Source organism: Capnocytophaga sp. oral taxon 329 str. F0087 (assembly GCF_000213295.2).
Classification (GTDB): Bacteria; Bacteroidota; Bacteroidia; order Flavobacteriales; family Flavobacteriaceae; genus Capnocytophaga; species Capnocytophaga leadbetteri_A.
Window position 1 is genome coordinate 83,098 of record NZ_KN389984.1, and the last position, 15,771, is coordinate 98,868.

Here is a 15,771-nt window from a genome sequence, read left to right on the forward strand (position 1 = left end):
ACCAAGTCGTAATGCCCTACCTTAGCATTGCCTATCAGCGCATTGAAAGCCGACACATCTACTCCTATAGCGTGCATACCCAGCTCTGAAGCTTGTACCATAGTAGTACCACTCCCTGAAAAAGGGTCGAGAATTATATCTCCTGCTTTAAAAAAGACTTCTTTTTTGAAAGCATCGGTATGGGAATCCAAAAAGTATTCTACTAACTGCGGAATAAATTTTCCTTTGTAAGGGTGCAAGCGGTGTACGTGTTTAGTAGTTTCTGCTTCTTTATATTGCTCAAACGACAGACTCCAGTTGAGGTCATCGCCTAATTTTTCTTTCCACTCTGAGGCGCGATTTCCACTCAATGTATCATAATAGGCTTTAAGTTCTTCTTTATCTATTTGAGTGATGCCATCGTTTTCAAATTTCTTTACTTTACCGTACTGTACTAAATACGAAATATTTGAGGAAGTAACATTCTTCCCTATATATTCCGTTGCCCACAATGAGGCTTGTTGTAATGTAAAGTATTGATTTGTATTTAGCATAACACTATCTATAACCTCTTATTAGCATTTTAGGGTGCAAAGGTCGGATATTATTTTGAATTATACAAATTTAGGTATTAGTCGTTAGTCTTTAGTCGTTAGAAGGGGTACTAACTAACTACTAATAATTAATTACTTACTAAAACTATTGTTTTCTTTGTCTGTATCTACGCTTTTGTTTTCGGGGTCGAGGGTGATGCTCTTTATGTCTTCTAAAGGCATATCAAGTGTAAAGGTATAGGTAGGATTGCCCCAGCCCCAAGCAGGCAATACAGTACGCGGATACGCTGGATAGGTGTTAGGCTTCTCGGCATAAGTCATTCGCAAAGGTACGTATACATAGCGTATGTTGTCTGCCTTGTCGGTTACCCAAAGGTCGATAGAAAGCGGCAGCCTGCCCACGCGTTTAAGGGTTACCTCTGTTTTATTGCCTTTGCCCTCTACCTTGCTGATAGCATAGTCGGCAGTATGGTCGGTCTCCATAAATTCGTTGAGGAACCACTGTAGCTGCATACCCGATACTTTTTCGGCTATACGTATAAAATCATTAGGCGTTGGGTTTTTAAAAGCGTACTCGTTGTAATAGCGTTTGAGTGTTTTCTGTAGCGCCTCATTGCCCATTAGGTAATCTAACTGAGTAAGGAATAGCAGCCCTTTGTAGTAAGCCGTTACTGAGTAAGCGTAGTTAGTTGCAAAACGGTCAGAGTGAGTGATAGTAGGCTCTTGGAAGCCTGATTTTACCAAGCCAAAATATCCCTTATAAGCACTGTCGAAAGGGTTAGCTGTCTTTTTGGTCTTTAATATTTGATGCTCGGCAAGGTATTCTATGTACGAGGTAAAACCTTCGTCCATCCAAGGGTAGGCAGCCTCATCGGTGGCGAGTAGGTGCTGAAACCATGCGTGTGCGAGTTCGTGCGCTGCGGTGCCTACTAAGCGTTCGTACTTTTCGTTGCCCACCATAAGGGTACACATAGCGTATTCCATACCGCCATCACCCCCTTGAATAAATGAATACTGAGGCCAAGGGTATTTGCCTATGAGTTGGTTGTAATAGTCGAAAACCTTAAGCATTGGCTCTTGTATCTGTTTCCAAGTGTCTTTATACTTTTTGTAGATAAAGTGAATGGTCTTGCCGTCAGCCAATTGGTGCTTGTCGTGCACGTACTGAGGGTCGGCAGCCCAAGTGAAATCGTGTACGCGCTCTGCGATGAAGTGCCACGTTTTAGTAGACGACTTGCTGGTAGGTACTTTCACGCCCTTATCTTCATAGCCAAAACCTATTTCGTTAGGGTTTTGCAGTACCCCTGAAGCGCCTACAAGGTAAGTCTTGTCGAGGGTGATTTTCACGTCGAAGTTACCCCATACGCCGTAAAACTCACGACCTAAGTACTCGGTAGTATGCCAACCTTTGTGGTCGTAAGCTACCATTTTAGGGTACCATTGTGCCATAGAGAGGGCTACTCCATCAGGACTGTTGCGCCCTGCACGGCGAATCATTACCGGCACTTGTCCTTCAAAATCTAATCCTAATACCGTACGGCTATGCGGTAGTATCGGGGTAGGTAGCGTAACTTTTAGGATAGTACTTTCGTGCGAGATAGTAGCAGGTACGCCGTCTTGGGTGAGTTTTTTCACGCGTAGGTAGCCAATCTCATCTGGGGTGAGTTTAGCTATTCTGCTTTCGTATATAGGGCGTTGGGGCGTACCTATATTAGTAGCCATACGTCCGTCGGGGTCGGGTAGGGTTTGCAGGTTAGCGTCCATTTCGCTGTTGGGTTGGAAAGCGTTGAAGTAAAGGTGAAAAAACACCGTAGTAAGGGTGTCGGGTGAGTTGTTGATATAGGTAACTTTCTGTACGCCTTTGTACTGAAAGTTTTTGACGTTCATCGTTACGTTCATCTGGTAGTCAGCTTGTTGCTGCCAATGATTATCTTGCGCTTGAGCTGAAAGAGCGAGCGCTAAGCCGCAAATAGCGAGGATACTTTTCTTCATTGTTCTTTATATTGAATTCGTTTTTGAGGGCAAAGGTAGTGAAGAATTAGCAAATTAGCAAATTAGAGGGAGTAGCAAATTTTTCTCTTACGCCTTCCCTTTATCTTGGCTATACCTACACTATACGATGAGCGAAGGATCAGCGAAGGATCAGCGAAAGATAAACGAAGTGTACCCGTTTAATAAATGAGTAAAAACTAGAAAAATATACTAAGGTATGCATAAAAAAGAACTTTGCCAGAAATTGCTATAATTTCTGGCAAAGTTGATGATGTTGTTATATTAAACTCAAATTAATTGAGTTCTCTAATTTCTTTGAATTTGCTTTTCCAGTTTGCTTGCGCTTCATAGTCAGCCTTTTTCCCTTTAGGTACATAAAGTACTGCATTAGCATTAATGCCGTTAAAAGTATTAGCTTGTACCGTAGGAGGAGTTGTAGCTTTCACAGTTACTTTTGTTAGTCCTTTGCAGTTCGCAAATGCCGTACGTGCTATAGTTTTTATGGTAGCAGGTAAAGTAAGTTCTGTAAGTCCTGAATTTGCAAAAGCCGTAGCTTCTATTTCTTCTACTTTGTTTAAGGTAATTGATGTAAGATTAGTAGTACCAAAGCAAGCACTTGCTCCTATTTTAATAACATTACTAAAATTTACAGAAGTAACAGCTAAATTCGATCTAAAAAGAGCTTGTCCTACTGCTGTAGCATTTGTTGGGATAGTGATTGCTCCTTTAGCAGTAGCCCCTGCTTTTAGTGTTACTACACCACTGCCATCTACTTCAAAAATATCGTTTTTAGCTTTTACTGTTACAGCGATAGCTATAGTTTTATTTTGACTATCCTTTAGGGTGATAGTAGCCGTACCAGCAGCTAATCCTTTGATGAAGATAGCTTTGTGAGGAGTATCTAAGTGATTAATACGAGTGCCATCTTTTACTTCGGCTGTAGCTATAGTAGCTGCTGAAGAAGTAACAGTATAATCAGGGTTACCGGTGTTAATACGGATTTCAGTAGTTGCTTCAGCTTCTACTTCGGCGTCAGTTTTAGCTACTGTCAGCTCAGCAGCGCTAACGATTACTTTAAAAGTAGTAGTCTGGTTATCAGCATTATCTTTTACAGATACTTGTGCAGTACCTACACTAAGGGCTTTTATACGTAGGTTTTCACCCTCTGGAGTGCCGTTTACAATGCGGTCTTCTACTGTAATGGTAACGCTACCTGCAGGAGTGATAGTAAAAGAAAGACGTGCACCTTTGTTTTTAGCATTTAAAATTCTATTTACTTTATCTTCTCCATTTACAAGGTTTAACTCCTTATTTTCTACAGAAAGTCTTTCACTAGGGGCGATGTTACTTTCTATCGTTACAGCTATAGTAGCTTTTTGCCCTTTAACATCAGCTACTGTTAGGGTAGTTTGTCCTTCAGCAACAGCGGTTATTTTCACATTGGTTTGCTCAATAGCAGCAGTAGCAATGCTTTTATCAGCACTCTCTACTTTATAGTCGCCATTGCCTGAAGTGATGCGCACTATAGCGCTTTCAGTTAGTTTTACGGTTACTGCCGATTTCTCTAAGGTAAGTTGTTTAGGAGCTTGTTCGTCAGCACCATTGTCATCTTTTTTACAAGCTGTAAAAAGGAGGGCTATCAAAGCAAGCCCTACGGTTAAAAATCTGAGGTTTTTCATAAAAAATATATAAATTAAAATTAATTACTAATTGTAATAAGGTACTACTATTTTCAGGGTTTTACCGCGCAAGACTACTTCTTGGGTAGCTGTGCGGACTTCTTCTACATAAAACTTAAGGTTTTCGCGAGTAGCTACCCCTCCGAACCTTTTGTACTCAATAAGTAGGTTGATATGAGTGCCTTCTACAGGGCGCTCAATAGGGGGGACTTTATAATACCAATTATTAAGGGCATTAACGTTAGCACGCCCCGAAAAGAAAGTGCCTGTGGTAGGGTTTTTAACAATACGCGCTGGGTTGATAGCTTGGCTGAGCGACCTGCTGGTATTGTGGTATACCCCTAACTGATTCAGAAAGCCTTTCTCGTCTATACAGCGTACCTTTACCCTAAGTTCTTTTGGGGCGAGCCCCGCTGAGGTAGCCGTAAGCGTTGCTACTCCTTCAGCTTTGCCTCTAATTTCTATAATGCCATTATTGCCCTGCCAAGTAGCTTTTATTATCTCATCAGGGTCAGTAGAGGTCAGGCTCACTACATCGCCACCTCCTAAGCGTATGGTCTTATTGATGTCAGTAGGGGCAAGGGTTACTTCCGAAGCCGTAAAGTTAAGCTCGTTAGGTATTACCCTAATCTCTAAGCGTGCGCTTTGGTCGTGAGAGTGGATAATGGCAAAGGTAGTGCCTTGCTCCTGATAACTTGTTATCTTTAGCGTATCCTGACTGATAGAAGCACTTGCCAAACGACTGTTGGCTACGTTTACCGTATACTTATGATTGCCCCCTGATAGCAAAAGGTCGTGCCTGCTTTGGGGGTGCAATGTTAGCTCGGTAAGCGAAGAGCTATCTGTGCCTACTTTGATAGGGGCAGAGCTGTCATTCTTGTCTTCGCAGGCGCATAGTGCTATTGCAAAGAGGCATAAGAGTATATTTTTCATCATAGTTCGTAACGTTCTGCTATTTGTTGTGCAATGTTTTTAAGCGAACCTACTATCTCGGCAGGCGCTAACAAACGAGACCTATTCCATAAACCACTACCCGCTATGAGTTGGTTTTGTAAGGCTTTTACTTCATTGTAAGTGAAGTAAAGAGAGCCATCGGGTTTGCGGGTGAATTGCAAAGCGTATATAAAGCCATAGCCCTGCGATAGGTATTTAAAAGCCTGTTTAGGCGATTCGGTATAATTGGCAAGAGTGTTTACCCCTGTAAGGGTGTGAATAGTGCGAATGGCAATCACTCTCGAGAGTTCTTTGCGAATGATGCGCAGCTGCTCATAGAGAGCCTCATAGCGATAGCGCCCTAGCTCTATACGCCCTTGTACAAAGGCATTGTTAATTTTGCGTTGCGCACCAACTAAGGCAGCTACCCCATCAGATTGGGTAAGCGATTGCAGATGCAAGAAGTACCCATAAGCCAAATCCCAGTGGTGCTCAAGTTGGGTGTAGTTTTCGCCAGCCGGTAAGACTACATTTTGGTGCTCGCGGCGCAGGGCAGCATCAGAGAAAAAACGCTCGTCTAAGTGGTACAATAGTATTTTATCTAAATAGAGTGCCCCATCTATCGCGCGAATGAACAGCTGAGCAGGGGCGATGCCTTTCTCATCTACATACACGCGTTCTGCCTCACCTATCCTTCTGCCTGCATCGCCCGAAATGCCTTGTTGGGCTTCGCGTAGTGGAATGCTTTTGGCAGTGAGAAAGATATTTCGGATATCTTCTCTTACTTGGTCGGTAGCTGCTAAAGGTGAGGAGGCTATTTCGTCAGCAGGTTTTACGTAGGAAGTACCTTCGGTATAATAACGTAGTATTTCGGTATAAGTAAGGTCTGAAATACTACCTGCTAATAAGCGTCTTTCTATCACTTCTAAAGGTTCGCGCAATAGGCTAACGGTATGCTCATCAACACTCGATTGCCCATTCCTGCTGAAAGCGTAGGGTATATCGGCTTGTGGGCGCAAGATATTAGCTGTCTCTACAGTTTCGCCTTCACCTTTTTGGCAAGCTATCGTTATCAATAGCACTGAAATGTATGATAGTATGTGTTTTGTTTTCATCATCTTAAGGTAAAACTATGTATTCGCAATAAGGCGTTATATTATCAGTGCCGTCGGTGTTTTGAGCAGCTATGTACTGTAGGGTAGGCACATTTACCACTCCCTGACTATCTACAGCGGTAAGTTGAGCACTTACACGCGACTCTCTTTCGCCTCCTCCATACACGCCGAGATACAGCGGATAACCAGATGCGAGGGTAAAGGTAAGCGTTTGTTTGGTTGTGGTAGCACTGAGTACCACGCGCTCTTTGTTAGCATTTACATAACAAACGTAGTAACGCGGGTCGCGGCTGTTGCCTTCGCCTTTCTTACATTGATAAGTGAGGGTAACAGTGTATTGACGTGCCTCTTGTGGTGCTTCGGCAGTAGGATACACATAATGCTCGATGTCGCACTGCTTATGCACAAGGTCTTCATAATTAATCATAGGTTTCTCAATTCCTTTGAAAGGGAATAGCTTTTGGTAATCCTCAGCAGAGGGGTCTTCTTCTTTGCTATTGCAGGCTATAAGCAGCAAAAGCGCAATAATACTGTTTATGTATTTCATTTTGTCAATCTATTAATTATCAAAGATTTCGGCAATGTAGCCTGTAGCAATCCCTTTGCTATCGCGGTGCTCAGCCACAAAGCGGTTGCCTTGTCTTACAAAGTCGTAGAAAATGAGCGAATGGCTATAGCGCAGCCCTGCTCTAAAAGTCAATCCTTTTTCGGTACCTACATAGCCCGACCCTATAAACTGACTTCTGTATCTACCCGTAGAGGGGTCTTCCTGCGGATTGGTGCGGTACTCGAATACGTAATACCTATTAGCGACAAAGCCCTCTAAGAAAGGTGTATTGAGCCCAAAGCTATTGCCTTTTAGGTATACATCACTTTGGTAGTAGATTTTGCTACCTCGCTTAATCACTATTTGAGGGTTTTGCATTTGCTCAAAAAAGATTCGGTTGTTATAGGCTTTTTGCAAGAACTGTTGTTTGTCTTCAGCTGTTTTGAGTTTCTCAAATACGATGTACTCGCGTGCAGGGTCAGCATAAGAGGCAGTTTTAAAAACTATATTTTGCAAGGTGTCCTTGCCTACATACAGCCAATCGGCAGCCGCACGAAAGCGATTGTTTACCAGTTGGTGAACGTAGTTGTAGGTAGTGAACGACAGCTGTAACTGCGCTTCTTGGCTGAGGTTGTACTCGCTAGTTTTAGCAGTTTGTATTGTTTGGCTATGCGTGTCGGCTTGTATCGATACGGTATTGTCTTTGTGAAAAGTCATCAGGAAATAGAAACCACCAAAACCTTGGTTTAGTAGTTTTTCTACATAGCGCGAATCACTTCGTTTTTCAGCTTTGGTAGGGGTGGCAAACAGCAATGAATCGGTGCGAGGGAAGTAGAGCACTTTCCACCCGTAAGGTGCCTCGGTGAGTTCGTTTTGCAAGGCAGTACGTTGCTGCTTCATACGCTCAGAGGGCGATTGCTCAAAAGCATTCTGTTCTTTATGGCAAGAAACCAAAAGGAGTGCAATGAGTGCTGTTGTTAGAAGATATTTCATATAAAAATTCATTTTCAGATAACAAATGTGCTTTTATCGGTTGTTAAAGCGATTGATACGCTGCAGGCTTAAGAGCTGTAGGCGCTTGAGACTGAATCCTACTTTCTTGTTGAAATAATCGGCTATGAAGGCTTCTTTTTTCAGTAGGTTATTATACGATAGGGCTGCTCGTTGTGCTTCTTCGTCAGTGCTATCTATAGGGGTTTTAGCTATATTTTTGGCTATCTCTATCTGGGTATTGAGGTTGGTAAGGGGTACGCTTATCATCTCGGCAAAGTCGCTTTCGGCAGAAAGCATTGCTTGAAAGGTAATAAAACCATAGTGATTAGGGGTGCTTTGGGTAAAGTTGCAATAATAGCACTCTTCGTCGATGCCAGCTTGGGTGTGTGCCTCTTGGCACTGAATAAGCGATTGGAAATACTGAAAAGGCAGCGCATTATGGCAGTTGTTCAAATCACGCTTTTTGGGGTAATAACGCAAGGCATAAAGAGCTGTATCGTCATTAGGGAAGCCGTACAGCTGTTTGTTAGAGCTCGCGCGGTAGTCTTTCTGGCTGATATTTAAAAACGCCTGACGGTCGTAAGGGTATATCTCATCGCCTAATAAGCGGGCGAATTGGTGATGCACGATGCGCATCAGCACATATACCTTATCCTTATCGCGTGGGTCGAAATTATTTATGTTATACAAATGAAACTCACGACCTACCGCGCTGCTATTGATAAGCTCTTGTCCGTTGCCATCAATGTTTTTGCCGCCGTAAAGATATATTTTTAGGGGGGCTTTCCCTTTCCAGAAATTAGCACCTCCTAAAGACGCCTCGGTATAGAGTTCGAGCCATAGGTATTTGATAGTTTCGAGTACCGGTTTTACTTTGGTCACTTCAGGAGGGTAGGTATAGGTGCCCTTAGGGGCAGTGTTCTTGTCCCAACGGTATTCTACCGCAATGCCATAAGGCAAGGTAATATTGGTTTCTATCCACTTGTCTAAATCGGTATAGGCTTGCTGAGCGGTTTCGGTATCTACTACACTCTCAGTAGAGAGTTTCTCTTTCTTGCAGGCTGCTATAAGGAGCAAGAATGATATAAAAAGTATTTTTTTCATTTTCATCGTGGGTTAGCGGGCAAACCGCGGTTGATAGCTTCAATGGGGAGCTGTATTACTTTGCGCAAGTCCTCTTTCTGTAGGGGCTCGCTTGTGCGATTTACAGGGGTGTAAAAGCGCCTAATGTCTAGCCAGCGCATTCCCTCATGCATAAACTCCCATTGGCGCAAAAAGGCAATATTCTTGATAGCTCCTAACTGACGAATACTAAGCCCGTAGAAAGGCGAGTAGTTGCGATAATCGTCATCGGTAGAGGCAATAAGGTCTTCAACAGTGATATTGCGAGTGTTATCGAACTTTATTTTCTGATATTCGCGGTATTCTAAAAGCAGTTGATTGTAGTTTTTGAGCATTGCATAGGCTTCCATACGGTTGAGCATCACCTCATCGGTAGTAAGTAGTACGTTTGATACATACAAATCAGTAGGCTTGCTGCCGGTACTGCCAAATAGCGACAGCTCATCAAACTTGGCTATATACATACCATTATACACAGGAGTAGGCGAGGTAGCAGGTGTGTAGTAGGCAGCACTATTGCTCATCAGTTGGGTGGTAAAGCCGTACTTAGCTGTAGGTAGCTCTCTTGCCCACCGCGATTGTACGGTAGTAATCAGTAGGTTGGCTTCTTCCTCGGGCTGGGTATAACGCTGGTAGAGATAAGGGCGGTTATTGAAAGCGTATACATCATAATACGCTGTTTTCCAGTGGCGCAACTGCGTTTTAGGTTGCGTAAGTACATAGTTAGCATAGTCTATCACGGTTTGCCATTCGCCTTTAAATAGGTAGAAGCGAGAAGCAAAGGCATAAGCAGCCCGCTTATTGAAATGAAACTTAGGTTTGGCATAATAAGCATCACTTACTAAAGTTATACCCAACTTGAGGTCTGTTTCTATCTTCTGATAGACCTCATACACTGTACCTCTGCTGTACTGCACCAAAGCGTTTTTCTCGGGTGTAGTGAGATAGGGAATCCCCATATCATTTTTAGAGGCTTCGCCTTTGTAGGGCTCTGCCCAAATATTCACAAGCATAAAGTGCAGATAAGCCCTGAGCAAGAAAGCCTCGCCATAGAGTGCTTTTACACGTTCGGTTTTGGGGTAACGCGCCAATAACTCTAAGGCTTTATTGGCTTGCGCAATGCCTCGGTAGCAACTATTCCAATAGAACAAAGGCGCATCGAGGTCTTCTTGGTCTTCGTCTTCCCAGCGGTACATCGCTTCATTCAAACGGGTATGTACACCATTTTCGCGTTCGGCTACATTATCGGTACGCGTTTCGAGAAAGGGGAAATAGCTCGCATCGGGGTAAGCGCCAGTGAGGAGCTCGGCTATTTTCTCTTCCGAATCGAGGGGGACATTCAGAGAGGCATCGGGGTCTTTGTCTAAGTAATTGCAACTTAGTAGTAACAAAGAGGTTATGTAAATTAAATATTTCATTCTATTCATCTGCTAATTGGCTAAAAACCTATTTGGAATGATAGGGTGTATTGTTTTGGGGTAGGCAATGATACGCCCCCAGACTTGTAATACTCAGGGTCTTGACCGTTGAGCTTGCTATCGGCATAGATAAGAAACGGATTGGTGGCTTGCGCTCGCACAATAAGGCTGCTAATGCCATAGTGCTCTAAGGTGCTTTTGGGTACACGATAGCCTACTGAAATACTCTTCATACGCACAAAGCTACCATCGGCTACACGGTTTTGAGAGTAGTTGTAAGTATTATAAGCGTGCTCTATATTCTCTTTACCAATGAGGTTGATAAGACTCTGTGAAGGCAATGCGGGCACTTCGGTACGGAGTTCGTCGTAAGGGTGCAGCCAGCGGTTGTAATATTCTTTAGAAAAGACATTCAAATCGCCGAAAGCGGGATCAAAAGTAGGGTTGAGACGGATTTTGTTACCCGCTTGAGCCGAGATAAAGAAAGAGGCTTCCCAATTTTTATAAGTAAAGGTATTAGAGAGCCCTGCAATAACATTGGGTTCTACCGAGCCGTGATAGATAAGGTAAGATTTAGAGTACTGAGTGTCAAGAAAATCAGCGCCTACCACATTAGCATTGGCACGGTTGTTCATAGGATATAACCCAAAATCGAAAGTAGGTAAGCCTTGGTGGTTCACCCCTTGATAGTTGAACGAAAACAAAGACCCTTTAGGATAACCCACAATATTGCCGCGCCCTGTACCCGACACCATATCGAAAGTGTTGGGGGTGTTGAGCAAACGGGTAATCTTTTGGTTCATATAGCTGAACGAGAGGGTAGTTGCCCATTGGAAATCTTTCTGCTGTATGTTTTTGGTATTCAGAGAGAGTTCTATACCGCGAGTGCGCATATCGCCAAAGTTGGCGTATTTGTAGTACTCGCCACCTATACCCGAGGTGCGAATTAGGTCGATAAGGTCGAATGAATTGCGCTGATAAATATCTACCGACATACTGATGCGATTATCAAAAAAGCCCGCATCAATACCGAGGTTCAGTTCGTACATCTTCTCCCAAGTCAGGTCGCGGTTTTCTAAGTGTAGCAAACGCAAAGCGTTCTCTCTGTCGCTAAAACGATAGTGGTTTTGCACATAGTTTTGGAATACACTATAAGAGTTTATCGCTTGTTCGTTCATCTTGGCAGTAAGCCCATAGCTGGCTCTCAGGGCAAGGGTACTGATGTTTTTGCTGTTGAAAAAAGGTTCGCGGTCTATATTCCATTTCACACCCACGTTCCACGTAGGTAACCAACGAGAGCGCGTGCCACGACCGGCCGTATTAGCCCCCTCGTAGTTCAGTACCGCATTGGCAATATATCTACCCTTATACCCATAAGTGGCACTGCCCGAAAAGGTAATGCCTCGGTCGTACTTTTCGGTAAGAGAAAAGTAGTTATTGCCCTCATTGAGGAGCTTTTGAAAGATAAGCGGATTGGTAAACACCTGATTGCCTCGGTCGTACTGAATACCATAGCCTTGGAAAGGCGTAACGGTGCGGTCGGCATAGCGGATTTCAGCAAAACCAAAGGCTTTGAGGTCGTGGTGCTCGTGCAAAGTACGATGATAATCAACAGCAAATCGCCCCATATAGCTTTTGAGAGAGGTTTCAGTTTTATTGAAAATACCCCCATTGGTAAGCGCTATTTGCGGAGGTGCTAAAGGATTATCCTTATTTTTGAGCAAATAGATATTATCATTGGCTACCTGAGGTGTTTCGTTAGCACGAAAAGCCCTTACTACATTAGACTTTTCGGTGATGTAGTGCGAAGATTGTGTTTGTGCTTGGCGCGCCGATACCAAGGCTGTAGCCTCTAAGTGCGGATTGAGCTTGTAAGAGGCTTCGGCTTGTATTTTGAAGTCGAGTACATCAATCTTCATATAGTTGTTGCGGTATTCCTCCAAAATATTGAAAGGCGCCCAGTTGTTGCGGTAGTACTCTAAATTGCCGTTGGCATCTTTAGGTCGTAAGGTGCGTGAAGTGCCTAAAGCATAGGAAAAGGGGTTGATGTCGAAATCGCGTTCGAAAGCACCTACTGCCGTATTTTTGCGTTGTGCAAAGGTACCTGGGGCTTTCTGACTGCGCAGGTTGCCCACTGCAGTAAAGGTAGTTTTTAGTTGGTCGTTGATATAGAACGTGTTTTTGAGGTTGGCGGTGATACGCTTTACATTATCGGTAATCGTCCAGCCGCTATCGTGATAATAGCCTAACGAAGCATAACTCGTACTGTTTTTACCCCCACCACTAAATGTAATAGTGTGGCTGCGTATGGGGTTGATAGAAAAAAGATGTTTGAACCAATCGGTATTGGCATATTCGCGTTCTTTCATAAAAGCAGCCTGAGCCGCAGGCGTATTGGGGTAGTAGTAATTGCCGGTACTAGGGTTAATGGTACTCACCCCCTTATACCATTGGTAGTAGATACCACTGCGCCTGCCGTAGAGAGTGTTTTGCAGGTTGAAATAGCCTTTGCTGTTCATCTCTTGCAGGAGCGACATCGTTTCTTGAGAGTTTAGCAGGTCGAAGTCTTTATACGAAGGGATGGTGCGAAAACTCTGTTCGTAGCTATAAGTAATGCGGTTAGGGGTATCGCGTTTGCCCGATTTGGTAGTGATGACAATAACTCCATTGAGGGCACGCGCACCATACATAGAGGTAGCCGACGCGTCTTTGAGCACTTGTATATCGTCTATATCAGTAGCGTTGAGTCCGGCGATAGCAGAGCTTACTAAGGTAACAGCATCACCTGAAACCAATTGGTCGAGGCTTAGAGGTACTAAATCTTCATAGATAGCCCCATCGATTACCCAAAGCGGCTGTACATTGCCTATGATAGAAGCCCCCCCACGAATGTTGATGCGCGGTGCCGAGCCAAAAGACCCCGTTACATTTTGGATAGAAAGCCCTGCTACACGCCCTTCGAGCATACGCGATATATCGGCAACGCCTTCCATTTTGATATTATCCATCTTCACCGAAGCTGCAGCTCCTGTAAATACACGGTTTTGAATTTTCTGATAGCCCGTAACTACTACCCCCTCTAAGGCTTGCGCTTCTTCTTTGAGAACGATTTGCAGGCTCTCCCCTTTGATTTTGAAGCGTTGGGTTTTCATTCCGACATAGCTGACCTCAAGCGTTTGCCCTACTTGTGCCTTGATGCTGAAATGCCCCTCGATATCGGAGCTCGTGCCTATATGCGATTCTTTTACTACCACAGTAGCCCCCAAGAGCGGAGTGCCATTGGCTTCTTTTACCGTTCCTTTGAGGGTAAAGGTTTGGGCGTTAGCAGATAGGCTTACGAGGAAAAAAAGGAGTATGTATAAGTGTTTGTTCATCGTTAATTGACTTTGTAAATGATACCACCAAAAATACCAAACGGATGCCCTGCGCGCAAACCTGATGGGTGGCGTGATACTAAGTAAGTTTTATTAGTGAGGTTGATAGTATTTACTGTTAGGGTAAGAGAGTTGTTGATTTTGGCTTTTGCAGAAGCATCGAATATAGTGTAAGCGGGTATTTTTTGGCGCTCAGCTATAAGTCCCTGACCGGGTTCAGTACGTACAGCACCACTATAACGAATACCTATGTTTAGCTCATAACGGCTATAAGTAGCTCCTATGCTTAGGTTAAGCGTATGGCGGTTGATATAGGGTATCTCATCGCCTGCCACTACTCGCCCCCAAGAGTTGCTCTCGAAAGAGTTTTTCATTTCGGTATCGGTGAAAGTATAGGAAAGCTGTAAGGGAGTTTTTAGAGGAGCATCATCAGGGAACGGCTGGTATTGTGCGATGAATTCAGCCCCTTTTACAATAGCCTCACCCACGTTGAACTGCTCAAGCGTTCCTGTGCCGCCCATAGCCGCAAGGTCGCTACCCAGCATATTGCTGTAGTTATTGTAAAAGCCTATTAATTCTGTTTTAAACTGCTGTTTATTAATGCGCAAGCCAGCTTCGATATTGATGCTACTTTCGGGCTTTTGGTTTTCGGTGAGCAGGGTGATATTGCCATTTCTGTCCATTACGCGCTTTTCTTTGCTTACCCCAGGAGGTGAAAAGCCTTTATGTACGCCCGCAAAAGCCGATAAACTAGCGCTGAGGTTATAGTGCAGCCCTAAACTAGGAATTACTGCGTTGGCGATATTGCCAGTTTCGATACGTTTTTGTCCTGTACGGCGGGTGTCGGCAGTGGTATAGTCTTTTTCTAACAACTCGATATGCTCGAAACGCAAGCCTGCTGTTACAGTTAGCTTTTTATAACTCACCTTAGAAAGCCAATAAGCCGCTAAGGCATTGGCACGGGTTATCTTGTTGGCTTGACTGCCTTGTACGCCTTTCCAAAGCAATTGCATTTGCTGGTTTTTCATAGCGTAGAGGTCGTCCCACTGGTTGCGGTCTTCCTCATCGGTGTGATAGCGCAGCCCCCATTCGTTGTCTAAATAGCAATTACCCCATATCGCTTTGTATTCGGCTTTGGTCTGTACCCCACGAGAGAAATAATTGCGGTAGTTAGCCCGCAAAGAAAGACCAGGGTTGTCCTTCAGCCGCTCGTAATCGTTATAGAATACGCGGCTATCAGTTTTGCCTGAAAGTATATCGAAATAAGGGGCATTAGTTTCGGGGTCAGCGAGGATTTGCCCTATAGTGCGCTTTTCGCTGGCCGAAGTGCCATATTTTACTGATTCGAGTTTATACCAATTGCGGAAAAAGGTATTGTAATAGAAATTTGTAGTAAATTTTAGACGAGGTGAGAATTGAAGTAGATAGGTGCCCACCCATTGGTAATGACGAGTAGTGAGTTGGTCTTTTTGAGAGCCTACATAACGCAGGAAAGGCGTTCGGGCAAAGTCGGCTTTGGTAAGCCCTACATAGGTTTCGTTGGAATCTTCGTCGGCATAACCCGCTTTGAGTTCGAAAGAGTGATTGGCACCTTCGGTTTTAGCAGTATTCACTCTGAATTTAGCTACTAAATCATTGCGCTTGAAGCCTGCGTATTGTTTGTTTTCAAAATGTTTGAAGCCATCAGACTGGTAGCGTAGGTATTCTACCATATAGCCAAAATATTTCTTTTGATCACCTATATTAATATGACTTTTTAGGGTGTTATTAGTGCCATAGGTAGCGTTTAGCTTTGCTAAAAACTTAGTAGGAATGGCTGTTGAAACCATATTGATAGCCCCTCCGGTAGTAAAAGGACCATATTGCACTTGACTACTACCTTTAACCACTTCTACCGCTTGCATACGAGCCGCATTGGGGAAATAGTAAGCAGCAGGAGCTGAATAAGGGGCAGGAGAGGCTAAAATGCCGTCTTCCATTAGGGTGATTTTCTCACTTCGTTCAGCCTTAGTGCCTCGCAAACTGATATTAGGGCGCAGCCCGTAGCCGTCTTCTTCATATACAT

11 protein-coding genes are annotated in these 15,771 nt (G+C 43.9%); all 11 read right to left on the reverse strand.

Features of this window, described 5'->3' with window-relative positions; translation table 11 throughout:
• On the reverse strand, window positions 1-533 hold a 533-nt coding region (locus HMPREF9074_RS12590; RefSeq protein ID WP_034539280.1), incomplete at its 3' end, for a DNA methyltransferase.
• Window positions 534-665: 132 nt separating this feature from the next.
• Window positions 666-2,525: a M1 family metallopeptidase gene (locus HMPREF9074_RS00875; RefSeq protein WP_009389538.1), complete on the reverse strand. Its 1,860-nt coding sequence runs from the start codon at window positions 2,523-2,525 to the stop codon at window positions 666-668.
• A gap of 293 nt (window positions 2,526-2,818) precedes the next feature.
• Window positions 2,819-4,204 (reverse strand): leucine-rich repeat domain-containing protein, encoded by a 1,386-nt coding sequence (locus tag HMPREF9074_RS00880; RefSeq protein ID WP_009389537.1) that lies wholly within the window; start codon window positions 4,202-4,204, stop codon window positions 2,819-2,821.
• A 27-nt stretch (window positions 4,205-4,231) separates the two neighbouring features.
• A complete protein-coding gene (locus HMPREF9074_RS00885; RefSeq protein WP_009389536.1) occupies window positions 4,232-5,140 on the reverse strand; it encodes a hypothetical protein in 909 nt (302 codons plus the stop codon).
• A complete protein-coding gene (locus HMPREF9074_RS00890; RefSeq protein ID WP_034539346.1) occupies window positions 5,137-6,252 on the reverse strand; it encodes a DUF4856 domain-containing protein in 1,116 nt (371 codons plus the stop codon). Before HMPREF9074_RS00890 ends, HMPREF9074_RS00885 begins: the two co-directional genes overlap by 4 nt.
• A 4-nt stretch (window positions 6,253-6,256) precedes the next feature.
• On the reverse strand, window positions 6,257-6,799 hold the full coding sequence (locus HMPREF9074_RS00895) for a hypothetical protein (protein ID WP_009389534.1): 543 nt from the start codon (window positions 6,797-6,799) through the stop codon (window positions 6,257-6,259).
• A 12-nt stretch (window positions 6,800-6,811) separates the two neighbouring features.
• Entirely contained in the window at window positions 6,812-7,792 is a 981-nt protein-coding gene (locus HMPREF9074_RS00900) for a DUF4302 domain-containing protein (RefSeq protein ID WP_034539281.1), read from the reverse strand.
• Window positions 7,793-7,825: 33 nt separating this feature from the next.
• Window positions 7,826-8,902 (reverse strand): putative zinc-binding metallopeptidase, encoded by a 1,077-nt coding sequence (locus HMPREF9074_RS00905; RefSeq protein WP_009389532.1) that lies wholly within the window; start codon window positions 8,900-8,902, stop codon window positions 7,826-7,828.
• A complete protein-coding gene (locus HMPREF9074_RS00910) occupies window positions 8,899-10,332 on the reverse strand; it encodes a RagB/SusD family nutrient uptake outer membrane protein (protein WP_034539282.1) in 1,434 nt (477 codons plus the stop codon). Before HMPREF9074_RS00910 ends, HMPREF9074_RS00905 begins: the two co-directional genes overlap by 4 nt.
• A gap of 20 nt (window positions 10,333-10,352) precedes the next feature.
• Window positions 10,353-13,706, reverse strand: coding sequence for a SusC/RagA family TonB-linked outer membrane protein (locus HMPREF9074_RS00915; protein ID WP_009389530.1), 3,354 nt, complete (start codon window positions 13,704-13,706; stop codon window positions 10,353-10,355).
• Between the two features lie 2 nt (window positions 13,707-13,708).
• The coding region (locus HMPREF9074_RS00920) for a TonB-dependent receptor family protein (RefSeq protein ID WP_034539284.1) at window positions 13,709-15,771 on the reverse strand (2,063 nt) is incomplete at its 5' end.

Excerpts from the sequence above, each read along its gene's own strand:
- HMPREF9074_RS00875 (WP_009389538.1), bottom strand. The coding sequence starts at position 2,525 with ATGAAGAAAAGTATCCTCGCTATTTGCGGCTTAGCGCTCGCTCTTTCA.
- HMPREF9074_RS00880 (WP_009389537.1), bottom strand. The coding sequence starts at position 4,204 with ATGAAAAACCTCAGATTTTTAACCGTAGGGCTTGCTTTGATAGCCCTC.
- HMPREF9074_RS00885 (WP_009389536.1), bottom strand. The coding sequence starts at position 5,140 with ATGATGAAAAATATACTCTTATGCCTCTTTGCAATAGCACTATGCGCC.
- HMPREF9074_RS00890 (WP_034539346.1), bottom strand. The coding sequence starts at position 6,252 with ATGAAAACAAAACACATACTATCATACATTTCAGTGCTATTGATAACG.
- HMPREF9074_RS00895 (WP_009389534.1), bottom strand. The coding sequence starts at position 6,799 with ATGAAATACATAAACAGTATTATTGCGCTTTTGCTGCTTATAGCCTGC.
- HMPREF9074_RS00900 (WP_034539281.1), bottom strand. The coding sequence starts at position 7,792 with ATGAAATATCTTCTAACAACAGCACTCATTGCACTCCTTTTGGTTTCT.
- HMPREF9074_RS00905 (WP_009389532.1), bottom strand. The coding sequence starts at position 8,902 with ATGAAAATGAAAAAAATACTTTTTATATCATTCTTGCTCCTTATAGCA.
- HMPREF9074_RS00910 (WP_034539282.1), bottom strand. The coding sequence starts at position 10,332 with ATGAAATATTTAATTTACATAACCTCTTTGTTACTACTAAGTTGCAAT.
- HMPREF9074_RS00915 (WP_009389530.1), bottom strand. The coding sequence starts at position 13,706 with ATGAACAAACACTTATACATACTCCTTTTTTTCCTCGTAAGCCTATCT.